This is a genomic window from Saonia sp., assembly GCF_056326165.1.
Genome location: NZ_JBWFBN010000019.1, coordinates 24,931 through 38,945 on the forward strand (window position 1 = coordinate 24,931; position 14,015 = coordinate 38,945).

Sequence of the window (14,015 nt, forward strand, 5' to 3'; positions counted from 1 at the left end):
TTAGGATTACTTAATTAATCCTTTTGCTTTTGCTTCTTTTAAAACTGCAGAAATCCCTTTCTTGTTGATGCTCTTTAAAGCTCTTGTAGAAACTTTTAAAGTAACCCAACGATCTTCTTCTGGAATATAAAAACGCTTTTTAGAAAGATTTACATCAAATCTTCTTCTTGTTTTATTGATAGAGAAAGATACGTTGTTTCCAAACATAGCTTTCTTTCCGGTGATTTCACAAACTTTTGACATTACACTACTTTTTGTGTGATTTTAAACAGGGTGCAAATTTATATCTTTTTTACGGGACGGACAAAATTCTTTTTAGAATTTTAATATTTCTTTTTGAAGTAACTCAAATGCCTTATTTACTGACTTTTCTACTATCCTTTCTCTATGATTACCCATGTTAAATTTTTGGGCAAAAACGTCATTAGGAGTAGCTACGGCAATAAAAACTGTCCCTACTTCTTCATCGGAGTCTCCTTTGGTTGGCCCTGCATTACCAGTAGTGGCAATGGCAAAATTCGTTTTTAACAGTTGTTTTACATTTGAAGCCATTGATACAGCAACTTCTTCACTCACCACAGAATGCTTTTTCACCAAATCCTCATTAACCCCTAAAACTTCTATTTTAGTTTGTGTGGCATAACTAACCACACTACCTTTATAATAATTGGAAGCTCCGGGCATTGCAGTAATTCTTTCTGCAATTTTCCCTCCAGTAAAACTTTCGGCGGTAGCTAATGTCATTTTCTTTGATGTCAATAATTTTGCAACAAGTGCTTCGATAGTTTCATCCTCTTCAACTCCATAAATAATATCCCCAATTAGTGTATAAAGCTTATTAACTTCTTTATGGATGGCATCCATAAGCTTTTCTTTATCACTCCCTTTGGCAGTTAAGCGCAATCTTACCCTTCCTAAATTAGGTAAATATGCCAAACTGATAAAAGACGGCAAGCCATCTTCCCAAGGTTCAATTTTTTCTGCAATACCACTTTCTCCCATTCCGTAGGTCATAATGGTCTTATGTACAATATAAGGGCGTTTAAAAGTTTTTTGAATTTTTGGAATGACTTCATTTGTTACAAGGTTTCGCATTTCAAAAGGAACACCAGGAAGCGAAATAAACACGGTTTCGCCATCTCTAATCCACATACCTGGAGCCGTCCCATATGCATTGTGTAATACACTTGCCTTAGAAGGAACCATAGCTTGTTTTCTATTTAAATCTGATATGGATGTATTGGTAATATGTTTTTTAAAAAGTTCTTCAACATGTTTTAGAACCTCAGCATTCTGAACCAAAGAATCATTAAAAAAATCGCATAACGTATGTTTTGTAATATCGTCTTTGGTGGGGCCCAATCCCCCAGTAAGAATAACAATACTAGCTCTTAATCGAGCCTCTTTTAAAGAATTTAAAATATGTTCCTTATTATCTTGTACAGATGTAATTTGATAGACCGAAACTCCAATTCTATTAAGTTCCTTAGCAATGAAGGTTGAATTAGTGTCTACAACTTGACCTATGAGGATTTCATCCCCAATGGTAATGATTTCTGCAAACATTAAATATCAAAATCTTTTTTAAGCTCCGAAATTACTTGCAGGACATCTTTTTTAAGAAGAGGAAATTTTTCTACTACAATATTTTCATTCTCTGGGTCCTTTCCCAAAGTTTCAATTTCCAAAGCGACAGCACGCGTTTGTTCCATTCCCAACAAATCTACGTTGGGCTTTATTTTATGTGCCAATTTATAGATATTTTCATAATCTTTCTTCTCAATAGCAACTTCCAAATCTTCCAAATCAACAGGAACTTCCTCTAAAAAAACAGAGATTACAGATATAATAAAATCTGTATCTCCTTCTGCCATTTCATTTATTTTATCTAAACTGTAAATCATTACTTAATTTTAATTGTAAACATTTCTTCTCCATCCAACTTTCCTGAAAGATAATCATTTGTACTTATCTTACCAACTCCCGCGGGAGTCCCAGTAAAAACAACATCTCCTTTTTTTAACATAAAATAGGTTGATACATGAGCTATTAATTCATCTATTTTCCAGAGCATCAGACTTGTATTCCCTTTTTGCACAACTTCATTGTTCTTCAACAAAGAAAAATCCAAATTGTTTAAATTTTTAAAATTAGTTTTGGGCAACCACTTACCTATTACAGCAGCACCATCAAAACCCTTTGCTTTTTCCCAAGGCAATCCCTTTGATTTTAATTGTGACTGCAAATCCCTTGCCGTAAAATCTATTCCAAGTCCTACCTCATCATAATAGGTATGCGCAAATTTCTCATCAATATGTTTTCCAACCTTTTTTATTTTGACAAGCACCTCTACCTCATAGTGCACATCATTGGAAAACTCAGGTATATAAAAATCCTGTTCTTTTGGTAATACAGCGGAATCCGGTTTTATAAATACAACTGGCTCTGTAGGTCTTTCGTTTGCCAATTCGTTAATATGATCTACATAATTTCTACCTATACAGATTATTTTCATTATTTCTACCTTAACCCAATTTGTTATTTAACTTGCTCAACTTTATTTGTGTTAATACTTTCTTTGTGTACAAAGGAAAATCAGCATTTAATATCCATCCAAAGTAACCTGGTTCATTTTCTAAAACTTCATGGACTTTTTTTCCTTTATGTTTTCCAAATGAAAAGATTTCTTCTCCATCCTTGTCCAATGCAATAAACCCGGCAAAATCTACAAATTGTCTTCTGGTAGTAAACTCCGATAGCTTTTTTATATTGTTTTCCAATTCTGGATAGCGGTCTAATTGAGATAATAAAACCTCATAAGTAGCTATTGTATCAGCTTCCGCGCTATGGGCATCAGTAAGGTCCTTATCACAATAAAATTTATATGCCGCCTCTAGTGTGCGCTTCTCCATTTTATGAAAAATGGTCTGTACATCTACAGAAACTGCATTTTTCATATCAAAATCTATATCTGCTCTTAACATTTCTTCAGCCAAAAGGGGAATATCAAATCGATCTGAGTTATATCCACCTAAATCACTCCCCTTAATCATCGTATATATTTCCTTGGAAAGCTCTTTAAACGTTGGTTCATTGGCCACTTTCTCATTGGAAATTCCATGAATGGCAATAACTTCAGCCGGAATATTCATTTCCGGGTTTACCAACCATGTTCTACTTTCCTTATTTCCGTTTGGAAATACTTTTAATATGGAAATTTCAACTATTCTATCTTTTGCCACATTGGTTCCGGTAGTTTCCAAATCAAAAAAACAAATGGGTCTTGTGAGTTTTAACTCCATATTTATAAGTTCTACTAAAATTTAATTTGATATACTTAGGTGTTTAAATTTCCCTATTCTCATCCCAAGCCTCTAAATAATCGGCCACGGATTTAATAAACATACCCCCCATAGCACCATTTACCACTCGGTGATCATAACTATGGGAAAGGAACATCTTACTTCTGATTCCAATAAAATCACCCTCATTGGTTTCAATTACAGATGGCATTTTCCTAATAGCACCCAAAGCTAAAATCCCAACTTGTGGTTGATTTATAATAGGTGTTCCAAAAACACTGCCAAAGGAACCTACATTAGTTACGGTATAGGTGCCATCTTTAACCTCATCTGGTTTTAATTCATTGTTCTTTGCCCTATAAGCCAAGTCATTTACAGCTTTTGCCATTCCTACCAAATTTAATTGGTCTGCATTTTTTATGACAGGAACAATAAGATTACCATCTGGTAAGGCAGCCGCCATTCCTATATTGATATTCTTCTTTTTTATGATAGTATCCCCATCTAGGCATATATTCAGCATAGGGTACATTTTTAATGCCTTTGCAATGGCCTCTATGAAAATTGGTGTGAAAGTGAGTTTTTCACCTTCTCTTTTCTCAAAAGTATTTTTTACCTTATTGCGCCAGTTTACAATTTTAGTGACATCAACCTCTATAAAACTTTGAACATGGGCAGAAGTGGACACGCTGTCTGACATATGCTGGGCAATTAACTTGCCCATTCTTGTCATAGGTACAACCTCATCCTCTTTTCCAATATAAGCCGGTGGAACATAAACCGATTTAGGTATACTTTCTACCTTAAGGGCCTCCATCTTCGTAATTGGAGTTTTGGGCAATCCATTGGAAATTTCTGGTGCAGCCTTATTGGGTTTTCTATTTTCAATATATTCCAATATATCACTTTTCGTTACCCTATCTTCTTTTCCAGATCCTTTAATTGTATTCAATTCGGCAATTGTAATGCCTTCTTGTTTGGCAATATTCTTAACCAAAGGAGAATAAAATCTATCTGTACCACTATAATCTTGCACAGGAACAGCTGCAGCTTCCTTTGCTTCAACAATAACCTGTTCCAATTCTTCAATAGTTTCTTCTGGAATAGGAATTTCCAATTCTTCATCCTCTTCTACTTCATCTGTATTGCCTTCTCCCTTAACTTCTATTATTGCAACGGTATCACCTACATTGACTACATCATCAACATTAAAAAGTTTTTCTATCAATACCCCCTCTACTTCGCTTGGAACGTCCGAATCTACTTTGTCCGTGGCAATTTCAAAAACTGCCTCATCCATTTCTATTGTATCCCCAACATCTTTTAACCACGCAGTTAAGGTTGCTTCCGCAACACTTTCCCCCATTTGTGGCAACTTTAATTCAAACTTTGACATATTCTTGTTTATTCCTTTTTAGTCTACAGTGCTTTTATTGAATTTTCAAACGGAATTCTATTCATAATACTTCTTCCCAAAGTAACTTCATCCGCATACTCCAATTCATCACCCACAGCTATTCCTCTTGCAATCGTAGAGGTTTTCATATCCATATCTTCCAATTGCTTATAAATATAAAAATTTGTGGTGTCTCCTTCCATGGTAGAACTTAATGCAAGTATCAGTTCTTTTATCTCTCCTTTTTTTGCTTTTTTCACCAAGGATTCAATGGTTAAATCTTGCGGGCCAATCCCTTCCATTGGGGAAATTTTTCCACCAAGAACATGGTAAAGCCCTTTATATTGACCTGTATTTTCAATTGCCATTACATCTCTAATATCTTCTACTACGCATACCAAACTACTATCTCTTTTATGATTGGAGCAAATCTCACACAGAGCAACATCGGATATATTATGGCAACTTGTACAGAATTTAATATCGTTCCGCAAAATTTGTATTGAGTTGGCCAACCTTGTACTCTGCTCTTTGGGTTGCTTTAACAAATGTAAAACCAACCTTAGAGCCGTTCGCTTACCAATACCTGGTAATTGAGACATTTCATAAACCGCATTTTCCAATAATTTGGATGAAAATTCCATAAGCGCAAAATTACGATTTTAGATTTATGTTTTAAGTTTTTGTACTTTGCATCTGAAATTTATTTTTATGACTCCAGCGCACATTCTGTTATTGATAGGCGGCTATTTTCTTTTGTTATTACTAATTTCCCATTTTACTGGAAAGAACGATTCTAACATCGATTTCTTTAAGGCTGGCAAACAATCTCCATGGTATTTGGTCGCTTTTGGAATGATAGGAGCCTCATTATCTGGGGTGACTTTTATCTCTGTTCCTGGTTGGGTGCAAAGTTCCCAATTTAGTTATATGCAAGTTGTGTTTGGGTACTTGTTCGGTTATTTTGTTATAGCCTATGTTCTCTTGCCCATATACTATAAATTAAATGTAACATCTATATATGAATACCTAGAGCAACGTTTTGGCATAGTAAGTTATAAAACTGGAGCGTTCTTTTTCTTTATATCCAGAGTCTTAGGCGCTTCTTTTAGGCTTTTTCTTGTAGCCATTGTGTTACAGCAATTTGTGTTTGATGCTTGGAACGTTCCTTTTGAAGTCACGGTAACACTCTCCATTCTATTAATATGGATTTATACTTTTAGAGGTGGCATTAAGACTATTGTTTGGACCGATACCTTACAAACCCTTTTTATGTTAATGGCGGTGGGACTATCCATTTACTTTATCAATCAAAAATTGGATTGGAGTTTTACTGAGTTTTTGGCTTCAGAAGAATTAAAACAATACAATAAAATTTTATTTACCGATAATTTCTTTTCCAAAAATCATTTTTTTAAATCCTTTATCGGTGGCATATTCATCACAATTTGCATGACAGGATTAGATCAAGACATGATGCAAAAGAACCTTACCTGCAAAAGTTTAAAGGATGCGCAAAAAAATATGGTTTCCTTTAGTTTGGTATTGGTAGTTGTGAATTTTATCTTTTTACTTCTTGGAGCATTGTTATTTATTTATGCCGAAAGATTCCAAATTGCAACTCCGTTAATGGACGGCACTCCAAAATCTGACCTTTTATTCCCTGAAATAGCCCTAAACAGCGGCTTGGGCATGACAGTGGCCATTACCTTTATGCTAGGCCTTATTGCTGCGGCATACAGCAGTGCGGATAGTGCATTAACATCGCTCACTACATCTTTTTGTGTGGACTTCTTGGAGATTGAAAAGAAAGAGGAAACAAAAAGAAAAAAACTAAGGAAAAATACGCACATAGCTATGAGTGTACTCTTAGTGATTGTCGTAATTATTTTTAAACATGTATTGGACAGAAATGTAATTGATGGGTTATTGACCGTTGCAACCTACACTTATGGGCCCCTTCTAGGTCTTTTTGCCTTTGGTATTTTTACCAAGCACAAAATCCACGACCAATATATATGGATTGTGGCTCTGGTCTCTGTCGCCATAATTTACAGCATTGCTAAAATCCCAGCTGACTATTTAGGAGGGTATGTTGTTGGCTACGAATTGCTTCCTATAAATGGTATGTTAACGTTTTTTGGAATGTTTTTAATACGTAAAAAGTAATCCTTTTCTTTTTAAAAATAAAGAGGTTTATATTATGAAGAATTTTAGTATTGATTTGTTGCCAACAAAACCAAAGTGCAAGCCTCTAAAACTTCTATATTATTTTTTCCTAACAGTTCATAAAGGTTCCTGTTTTCAGTACCTGGATTAAAAATTACTCTTTTTGGAGCCAATTCAATTATGGTATAATAAAACTCTTCTTGTCTTTTTGGATTCATATATAAAGTTATGGTATGAATGTCTTGAAATTCTTGCAAATTAACCTTAACTTGCACCCCGAAAGTTTCCCCTTCTTTCATACCAAATGCCTCTGTCTTTATGTTATTCTCAACTAGTCGTTTTATGGCAAGATTGCTATATCGATTTGATTTTAAAGAAGCACCGAAGACAAGTGTTTTTTTCATATGTTAATTTAGATGTTAAAGTATGTTAAGTACTGTAACGAATATTAAAAAATATCGTCTATTCATAATAACAAAAATTTAATCATTGTAGTGTTATATTTTTTTATAGTTAATGGTTAGTGTTTAGTATAGCATGTCAATGAGAGAAACCCGGAGCTTTGCTTCGGGTTTTGTTTTTGTATTAGTTCCCTAAAATCCCCAATCCTTTCATAGACAAATGTGAATATTGTTAATTTAAGTTAAAAAAGAAAAGGGGGCGTAACATATTCCAATTTCCATCGTCCTATATCCAACATCAATTAATTCAATCAAAAAACGAAAAAATGAAAAAAGTAACTCTACTTTTTGTACTATTTTGCTATGGTACAATTTTAGCAAACAACTTCCCAGATCCAACAGATTTAAAAATTGGAACTGTTACTGGAAAGGTAATAGACAACCTAGCACAGCAACCTGTAGCTTATGCCGCTATTGTTATTAAATCTGAGGATGGTTCTGAAACCTTAACAGGGGGAATTACAACGGATGACGGTTCTTTTGAAGTAAAAGACCTGCCAGAGGGCAGCCTTATTTTGGAGGTCCAATTTATAGGATACAAAACACACTCCCAGCCTATTACAATATCTAAAAATAATAGAAAATTAAATGTTGGAACTATTATATTGGAGGAAGAAACACAGGAACTTACAGGTGTAGAAGTTGTAGCAGAACGTACCACAATAGAACAAAAGATAGACCGGAAAGTAATTAACGTGGGTAAGGATCTTACTACGGCCGGAGCAACTGCATCAGACATTATGAATAATATTCCTTCTGTAAATGTGGATTCCCAAACAGGGGATTTAACATTAAGAGGAAACTCCAATGTTAGGGTTATGGTAGATGGTAAACTATCTAATGTTCCTGTAGCTCAATTGCTAAAGCAGATTCCATCTACTTCTATTAAATCTATAGAGTTAATAACAAACCCTTCCGCTAAATATAATCCTGAAGGTATGAGTGGTATCATTAACATAGTGCTCCATAAAAATGCCAATATAGGTTTTAATGGAAACATTAATACAGGTCTAAGCAAAGGAAAAAATGCAAGATTCAATAGCTCCATTGATTTAAATTATAGAAATGGGAAATTCAATGTTTACGGTAATTATGGGAACAATATTGGGAAACAAAGCAATTTTGGGTTTATTAAAAGGTTGGATGAGAATTCAGAACAGTTGTTCGATTTCTTTAACAACAACAAATCTCATTTATATAAAGTAGGATTGGATTTTTACTTAGATGATAACAACACTATTTCATTTTTTACTAATCAGAACATGTACGATGGTAAAGGTAGTGGTGATACTGACGTTCTTTATTATAATGACCCTGTTAGAAATACAACACAGCTTTTTAATAACATAAATGACAATCTAAGTGAGCAATATAATTTTGATTATAAGCATGATTTTAAAAAAGATGGGCACAATATTGAGCTAGAAGTGGACTATAACCATTTTTACAGTAATGAGGATGCCCATTTTAGTTCTACTGGTGCAGCACGTTTTCCAGATTATCAAGATTTTGTAAATACAGATAGAACACAGACCATTGCCAATTTGGATTATGTTAACCCAATAGATTCTATTTCTAAATTAGAATTGGGAGTAGAGGCCCGTATTTTTGAAACTGATGTGGATTATGCTTCTACTGGATTATCCTTTAACTCCAATGGAATTTTAAGGCCGACACCAGACACTGATTTTGTGTATGCCATGGACATATACTCAGCTTATGCCACATTTGGGCAAACTCATGGAAAATTGTCTTACCAAGCAGGAGTGAGAGTTGAAAATGTAGAAGTAAAAGCAGACACAAACCAAGTACGGTCCTTTACGGATAAATACACACAAGTATATCCGTCAGCATTTTTGACCTATGCTGCAAGTGATAAAAATCAATTTCAATTGAGTTACAGCAAAAGAGTAGATAGACCAGGCTTGCAACAGGTAAACCCCATTAGACAATGGTCAACACCACTTATTTCTTCTTTTGGAAATGAAACCTTGGTGCCACAATTCACCAATTCCTATGAAATGAACTATACCAGACGATTGGAGAAAGGAAGTATTACCTCTGGTATTTTTTATAGAAAAATTTCTGATGAAATCAACAGAGCGGTTTATATAGACCGATTGGATTTCAATAAAACCATTTTGACTTATGATAATTTTGATGATACATCTGCTTATGGGTTAGAAGTATCTGGTAGTTATAGGCCCTCAAAATGGTGGAGCATTAATGGCAGTTTTGATTTGTTCTCACAAACACAACGAGGAATTACTGAAAGCTTGACTGTAGCTGATAATGCAACAGCCACGGAAGATGATATTGCAATTGAAAAAACGGAAGTGGATAATGTATCCTGGAACATGAGAATGAACAATAGTTTTACGTTATCCAAGAAATTAACTCTGCAACTGTTTGGTTTTTATAGGGGTGCAAACCAAAACCTTCAGTTTGAGATAGACCCAATGTATTTTGTAAATATGGGTGCCAGATATTCTTTTGCCCAAGGAAAAGGAACTATTAGCGTTAATTTAAACGATGTCTTTAATACCATGCGCTTTGCTTTTGATGCAGAAAGACCTTATGCGCAACAAGGACAGTTTAATTGGGAAAGTAGAAATCTGTACATAGGCACGTCTTATAGGTTCGGTAGTGGAAAAAATAGGGCTGCACAAAGAAAAAGAAGAGACAGCAATACTAAGCAAGGTGGTGGTGGTATCATATAATTTTGATGAGTTTAATTTCTAGGATTTGGTTGGTTATACCTAGAATTTGACTTATCATAAAAAAACCCGAGGCATATGCCTCGGGTTTTTAAATTTTAGTTTAATCGGTTCTTTTTCAAAACTTAAGGGATTATTCGTTTTCAATAATTTTTTTTGCATATGGCATATAAGCATTCCCAAACTCTTTAGCCATAGTATCTGGGAAAACATGGAAGTCTCCATTCTTTAATGCAATAATAATACTTTCTGAAACTACGGTTGCAGGCTCCGCAATGGCAGCCATTCCCGCTTCTGCACCCATATCTGTATCTATAGGACCAGGGTGCACACTTACCACCTGTATGTTCTTAGGCTCCAAACATTCCTTTAAACTTTGTGTAAAAGAATAACTGGCAGCTTTTGATGCCGAATATGTACTAAAAGTTTTACCCCCAATAATGGATGCAATAGAATTGAGCTGCACAAATGCACCACCTCCATTCTTTTCTATAATGGGTGTAAAAGCTTGAGCCATTCTCATAAATCCAAAAACATTAACGTCGAGTTCTTTTTTAAAAGCTGTTTCCAGATTAGCATCTAACGGACTTGTTAAAGTTAATACTCCAGCACTATTAACCACAATATTTACATCTTCTGTTTGCTCAGCTAGTGCAATAATACTTTCTGGTATGGTAAGATTTAGAAAAACAGTAACAACTTTGCTTCCATATTTCTCCTTTAAATCTTTGGTAGATTCTATATCTCTAACAGCGAGATATACTTTTGTTGCCCCATGAGCAATAAAGGAATTTACAATTTCCTTGCCAATACCACGGTTTGCACCAGTGATTAACGCTATTTTATTAGAAAGTAAAAAAGTCATATCCCACTACCACCTAATAATAGCACTGCCCCAAGTAAAACCGCTACCAAAGGCAGCCAATACCACCAAATCTCCTTCTCTTATTTTTCCTTGCTCCCAAGCTTCAGTCAAAGCAATAGGTATGGAGGCTGCAGTAGTGTTGCCATACTTCATAATATTATTAAAAACTTGGCCGTTCCCCAATCCAAATTTCTTTTGTATAAATTGGGAAATACGCAAATTGGCTTGGTGCGGTATCAACATATCAATATCACTTACCTTTAAATTATTGGTATCTAAACCTTCTTTTATTACCTCACTAAAACGTACCACGGCATTTTTAAAGACAAACTGTCCGTTCATAACAGGGTAATAAGATTCATCATTGGGGTCATTCTCCTCAAGAATATCTGTTACCCAACGTTTTCCCATTCCTGGCGCAATCAAAGCAAGCTGTTCAGCATGCTGTCCTTCTGAATGTAAATGTGTAGACAATATTCCTTTACTAGTGTCTTCTTCCCTACTCAACACAGCGGCACCAGCTCCATCGCCAAATATCACAGAAACACCTCTGCCACGCGTGGTCATATCCATACCATAGGAATGTAATTCTGATCCAATGACCAATATATTTTTATACATGCCACTTTTAATGTACTGATCCGCCACAGAGATACCATATACAAAACCAGAACATTGGTTTCTAACATCCAATGCTCCAACGGTTTTAATACCCAAGTCTCGCTGTACCAATACGCCAGGGCCAGGAAAATAATAATCTGGACTTAGGGTAGCAAAAACAATAAAGTCAATCTCATCTTTATCTATACCGGCACGTTCAATGGCAATCTTTGCAGCTTTTACACCCATTGTTGTAGTAGTATCCTCTCCTCCTTTTACTACATGCCTACGTTCTTTTATTCCTGTTCGTTCCTGTATCCATGCGTCATTGGTATCCATCACCTTAGATAAATCGTCATTGGTTACTATATTATCTGGCACATAATAACCCAGCCCCGTAATTTTTGAATTGTACATTATATGGTTTTATTATTTTTAGAATCGTTTGAATGCGAAATATAAGAAGAAATCAAAGCCAAGATACAAAAAACGTAAAAAGTGTCAGTTTGTCACTATTGCACACTATGGTATTTTTTTTGACTACCTAATACCATTAACATAAAAAATATATTGAAGTATGGCTACAGGTAAAATTAATGTTTCCGTTGAGAACATATTTCCCTTAATAAAGAAGTTCCTTTATAGTGACCACGAAATTTTTCTTCGTGAGCTTATTTCCAATGGTACGGATGCTACCCTAAAATTGAAGCACCTTACATCTATTGGTGAGGCCAAAGTTGAATATGGCAATCCTAGATTAGAGGTTAAAATAGATAAAGAAGGCAAAAAGTTGCATGTTATTGACCAAGGTATTGGGATGACAGCCGAGGAGGTTAAAAAATATATAAACGAATTGGCTTTCTCTGGAGCTGAGGAGTTCTTAAATAAATATGATGACGGTGCCAAAGATTCTGGCATTATTGGTCATTTTGGTCTTGGTTTTTATTCTGCCTTTATGGTAGCAGAAAAAGTAGAGATAATTACCAAAAGTTATAAAGATGAGCCTGCAGCTCATTGGTCATGTGATGGTTCTCCCAATTTTTCTCTAAAGAAGTCTAATAAAAAAGATAGGGGTACAGAAATTATTCTTCATATAGCAGAAGACTCTACAGAGTTTTTGGAAGAAAGTAGAATAAGTGGGCTATTGAGCAAGTATAACAAGTTTATGCCCATCCCTATTAAGTTTGGAACTAAAACTGAAACTTTACCAAAACCAGAAGGTGCAAAAGAAGAAGACCCAGCTCCAACAAAGGAAGTAGATAATATTATAAATAATCCTAACCCAGCATGGACAAAACAGCCTGCGGATCTTAAAGAGGAGGATTATAAAGGGTTTTATAGGGAACTTTACCCAATGCAGTTTGAGGAGCCTCTTTTTAACATTCACCTTAATGTGGATTATCCTTTTAACCTAACGGGGATTCTTTATTTTCCAAAGTTGACAAATGACCTCAACATACAGAAGGATAGGATTCAGCTTTATCAAAATCAGGTTTTTGTGACCGATAATGTAGAAGGAATTGTACCAGAATTTTTAACCATGTTACGTGGTGTAATAGATTCTCCAGATATTCCTTTAAATGTTTCTCGTTCATATTTACAGGCGGATGGTGCTGTTAAAAAAATATCATCTTATATAAGTAGAAAAGTTGCAGATAAATTATCTTCTTTGTTCAAAAACAATCGGGAAGATTTTGAAGCAAAATGGAATGATATTAAGCTCGTTATAGAGTATGGAATGCTTTCTGATGATAAGTTCTTTGAAAAGGCTGACAAATTTGCACTCTATCCAACAGTAGATGGTAAGTTCTTTACTTTCGAGGAACTTCAAGAAAAAATAAAGGACAACCAGACTGATAAGGATGAGAAATTGGTAGTTCTTTATGCATCGGACAAAGAAGCTCAACACAGTTATATTGAAGCTGCCAAGGCAAAAGGGTTTGAAGTCTTATTGTTGGATTCGCCAATTATATCGCACCTAATGCAAAAATTAGAGACTTCTAAAGAGAAACTATCTTTTGCACGTGTAGATGCGGACCATTTGGATAACCTAATTAAAAAAGAGGATACACAAATTTCTAAATTGTCCGATGAGGAAAAAGAAAGTCTTAAAATCAATTTAGAAGAAGCTATCAAAGAAAAAGGCTATACTATACAATTAGAAGCTATGGATAGTGCTGCATCTCCTTTTATTATTACAGAACCAGAGTTTATGCGTAGAATGAAAGAAATGCAACAAACTGGTGGTGGAGGCGGTATGTTTGGCATGGGCAATATGCCAGAGATGTACAATCTTATCGTAAATACAAACCATGAATTGGTAGGCGAAATTCTAGGCACAAAAACAGCTAAGAAAAGAGAACGATTAATCAATCAATCCTTAGATTTGGCACGTTTATCTAAAGGGCTTCTAAAAGGTGAGGAACTCACCAACTTTATAAAAAGAAGCTACGAAATGATAAAATAATTATAATAGTATAGATAAAAAGGTCAACATTCATTTGT

At 34.9% G+C, this 14,015-nt stretch carries 13 protein-coding genes; 3 read left to right on the top strand and 10 right to left on the bottom strand.

Annotated features, from left to right (window positions below; translation table 11 throughout):
• Nucleotides 1-6: 6 nt before the first annotated feature.
• The 7 genes from rpmB to recR form a co-directional block, all read right to left on the bottom strand.
• Nucleotides 7-243 (bottom strand): 50S ribosomal protein L28, encoded by a 237-nt coding sequence (gene rpmB, locus AC000W_RS13905; RefSeq protein ID WP_474749145.1) that lies wholly within the window; start codon nucleotides 241-243, stop codon nucleotides 7-9.
• 72 nt (nucleotides 244-315) lie between these two features.
• Complete coding sequence (locus AC000W_RS13910) at nucleotides 316-1,566, bottom strand: competence/damage-inducible protein A (RefSeq protein ID WP_474749146.1); 1,251 nt, start codon at nucleotides 1,564-1,566, stop codon at nucleotides 316-318.
• A complete protein-coding gene (locus AC000W_RS13915; RefSeq protein WP_474749148.1) occupies nucleotides 1,566-1,904 on the bottom strand; it encodes an Hpt domain-containing protein in 339 nt (112 codons plus the stop codon). Before AC000W_RS13915 ends, AC000W_RS13910 begins: the two co-directional genes overlap by 1 nt.
• Nucleotides 1,904-2,515, bottom strand: coding sequence for a fumarylacetoacetate hydrolase family protein (locus AC000W_RS13920; protein WP_474749149.1), 612 nt, complete (start codon nucleotides 2,513-2,515; stop codon nucleotides 1,904-1,906). Before AC000W_RS13920 ends, AC000W_RS13915 begins: the two co-directional genes overlap by 1 nt.
• A gap of 10 nt (nucleotides 2,516-2,525) precedes the next feature.
• Nucleotides 2,526-3,302, bottom strand: a complete 777-nt coding sequence (locus AC000W_RS13925) for an exonuclease domain-containing protein (protein ID WP_474749150.1) — start codon at nucleotides 3,300-3,302, stop codon at nucleotides 2,526-2,528.
• A gap of 43 nt (nucleotides 3,303-3,345) precedes the next feature.
• Nucleotides 3,346-4,698: a dihydrolipoamide acetyltransferase family protein gene (locus AC000W_RS13930; protein ID WP_474749152.1), complete on the bottom strand. Its 1,353-nt coding sequence runs from the start codon at nucleotides 4,696-4,698 to the stop codon at nucleotides 3,346-3,348.
• 23 nt (nucleotides 4,699-4,721) lie between these two features.
• Entirely contained in the window at nucleotides 4,722-5,342 is a 621-nt protein-coding gene (gene recR, locus AC000W_RS13935) for a recombination mediator RecR (protein WP_474749153.1), read from the bottom strand.
• A 67-nt stretch (nucleotides 5,343-5,409) separates the two neighbouring features.
• Here recR and AC000W_RS13940 point away from each other — a divergent pair, with 67 nt between their 5' ends.
• A complete protein-coding gene (locus AC000W_RS13940) occupies nucleotides 5,410-6,867 on the top strand; it encodes a sodium:solute symporter (RefSeq protein WP_474749155.1) in 1,458 nt (485 codons plus the stop codon).
• A gap of 44 nt (nucleotides 6,868-6,911) precedes the next feature.
• Here the strand turns inward: AC000W_RS13940 and AC000W_RS13945 are convergent, their stop codons facing one another.
• On the bottom strand, nucleotides 6,912-7,271 hold the full coding sequence (locus tag AC000W_RS13945) for a CoA-binding protein (protein WP_474749156.1): 360 nt from the start codon (nucleotides 7,269-7,271) through the stop codon (nucleotides 6,912-6,914).
• A 323-nt stretch (nucleotides 7,272-7,594) separates the two neighbouring features.
• Here AC000W_RS13945 and AC000W_RS13950 point away from each other — a divergent pair, with 323 nt between their 5' ends.
• The gene (locus tag AC000W_RS13950; RefSeq protein WP_474749157.1) at nucleotides 7,595-10,048 is read left to right on the top strand and encodes a TonB-dependent receptor; all 2,454 of its coding nucleotides are present in this window, start codon (nucleotides 7,595-7,597) and stop codon (nucleotides 10,046-10,048) included.
• Between the two features lie 130 nt (nucleotides 10,049-10,178).
• On the opposite strand, the gene AC000W_RS13955 is transcribed toward AC000W_RS13950, so the two are convergent.
• A complete protein-coding gene (locus AC000W_RS13955) occupies nucleotides 10,179-10,910 on the bottom strand; it encodes an SDR family oxidoreductase (RefSeq protein ID WP_474749159.1) in 732 nt (243 codons plus the stop codon).
• Nucleotides 10,911-10,916: 6 nt separating this feature from the next.
• Nucleotides 10,917-11,927 carry a 3-oxoacyl-ACP synthase III family protein gene (locus AC000W_RS13960; protein ID WP_474749160.1) on the bottom strand — a complete coding sequence of 337 codons (1,011 nt, stop codon included), beginning with the start codon at nucleotides 11,925-11,927 and terminating at the stop codon, nucleotides 10,917-10,919.
• 160 nt (nucleotides 11,928-12,087) lie between these two features.
• Between AC000W_RS13960 and htpG the strand changes: the two genes are divergently transcribed.
• Nucleotides 12,088-13,977 carry a molecular chaperone HtpG gene (gene htpG / locus AC000W_RS13965; RefSeq protein WP_474749161.1) on the top strand — a complete coding sequence of 630 codons (1,890 nt, stop codon included), beginning with the start codon at nucleotides 12,088-12,090 and terminating at the stop codon, nucleotides 13,975-13,977.
• Nucleotides 13,978-14,015 lie beyond the last annotated feature (38 nt).

Coding starts and splice junctions, on each gene's coding strand:
- AC000W_RS13950 (WP_474749157.1), top strand. CDS start 7,595: ATGAAAAAAGTAACTCTACTTTTTGTACTATTTTGCTATGGTACAATT.
- AC000W_RS13915 (WP_474749148.1), bottom strand. CDS start 1,904: ATGATTTACAGTTTAGATAAAATAAATGAAATGGCAGAAGGAGATACA.
- AC000W_RS13910 (WP_474749146.1), bottom strand. CDS start 1,566: ATGTTTGCAGAAATCATTACCATTGGGGATGAAATCCTCATAGGTCAA.
- AC000W_RS13945 (WP_474749156.1), bottom strand. CDS start 7,271: ATGAAAAAAACACTTGTCTTCGGTGCTTCTTTAAAATCAAATCGATAT.
- htpG (WP_474749161.1), top strand. CDS start 12,088: ATGGCTACAGGTAAAATTAATGTTTCCGTTGAGAACATATTTCCCTTA.
- recR (WP_474749153.1), bottom strand. CDS start 5,342: ATGGAATTTTCATCCAAATTATTGGAAAATGCGGTTTATGAAATGTCT.
- AC000W_RS13955 (WP_474749159.1), bottom strand. CDS start 10,910: ATGACTTTTTTACTTTCTAATAAAATAGCGTTAATCACTGGTGCAAAC.
- AC000W_RS13940 (WP_474749155.1), top strand. CDS start 5,410: ATGACTCCAGCGCACATTCTGTTATTGATAGGCGGCTATTTTCTTTTG.
- AC000W_RS13960 (WP_474749160.1), bottom strand. CDS start 11,927: ATGTACAATTCAAAAATTACGGGGCTGGGTTATTATGTGCCAGATAAT.
- AC000W_RS13920 (WP_474749149.1), bottom strand. CDS start 2,515: ATGAAAATAATCTGTATAGGTAGAAATTATGTAGATCATATTAACGAA.
- rpmB (WP_474749145.1), bottom strand. CDS start 243: ATGTCAAAAGTTTGTGAAATCACCGGAAAGAAAGCTATGTTTGGAAAC.
- AC000W_RS13930 (WP_474749152.1), bottom strand. CDS start 4,698: ATGTCAAAGTTTGAATTAAAGTTGCCACAAATGGGGGAAAGTGTTGCG.
- AC000W_RS13925 (WP_474749150.1), bottom strand. CDS start 3,302: ATGGAGTTAAAACTCACAAGACCCATTTGTTTTTTTGATTTGGAAACT.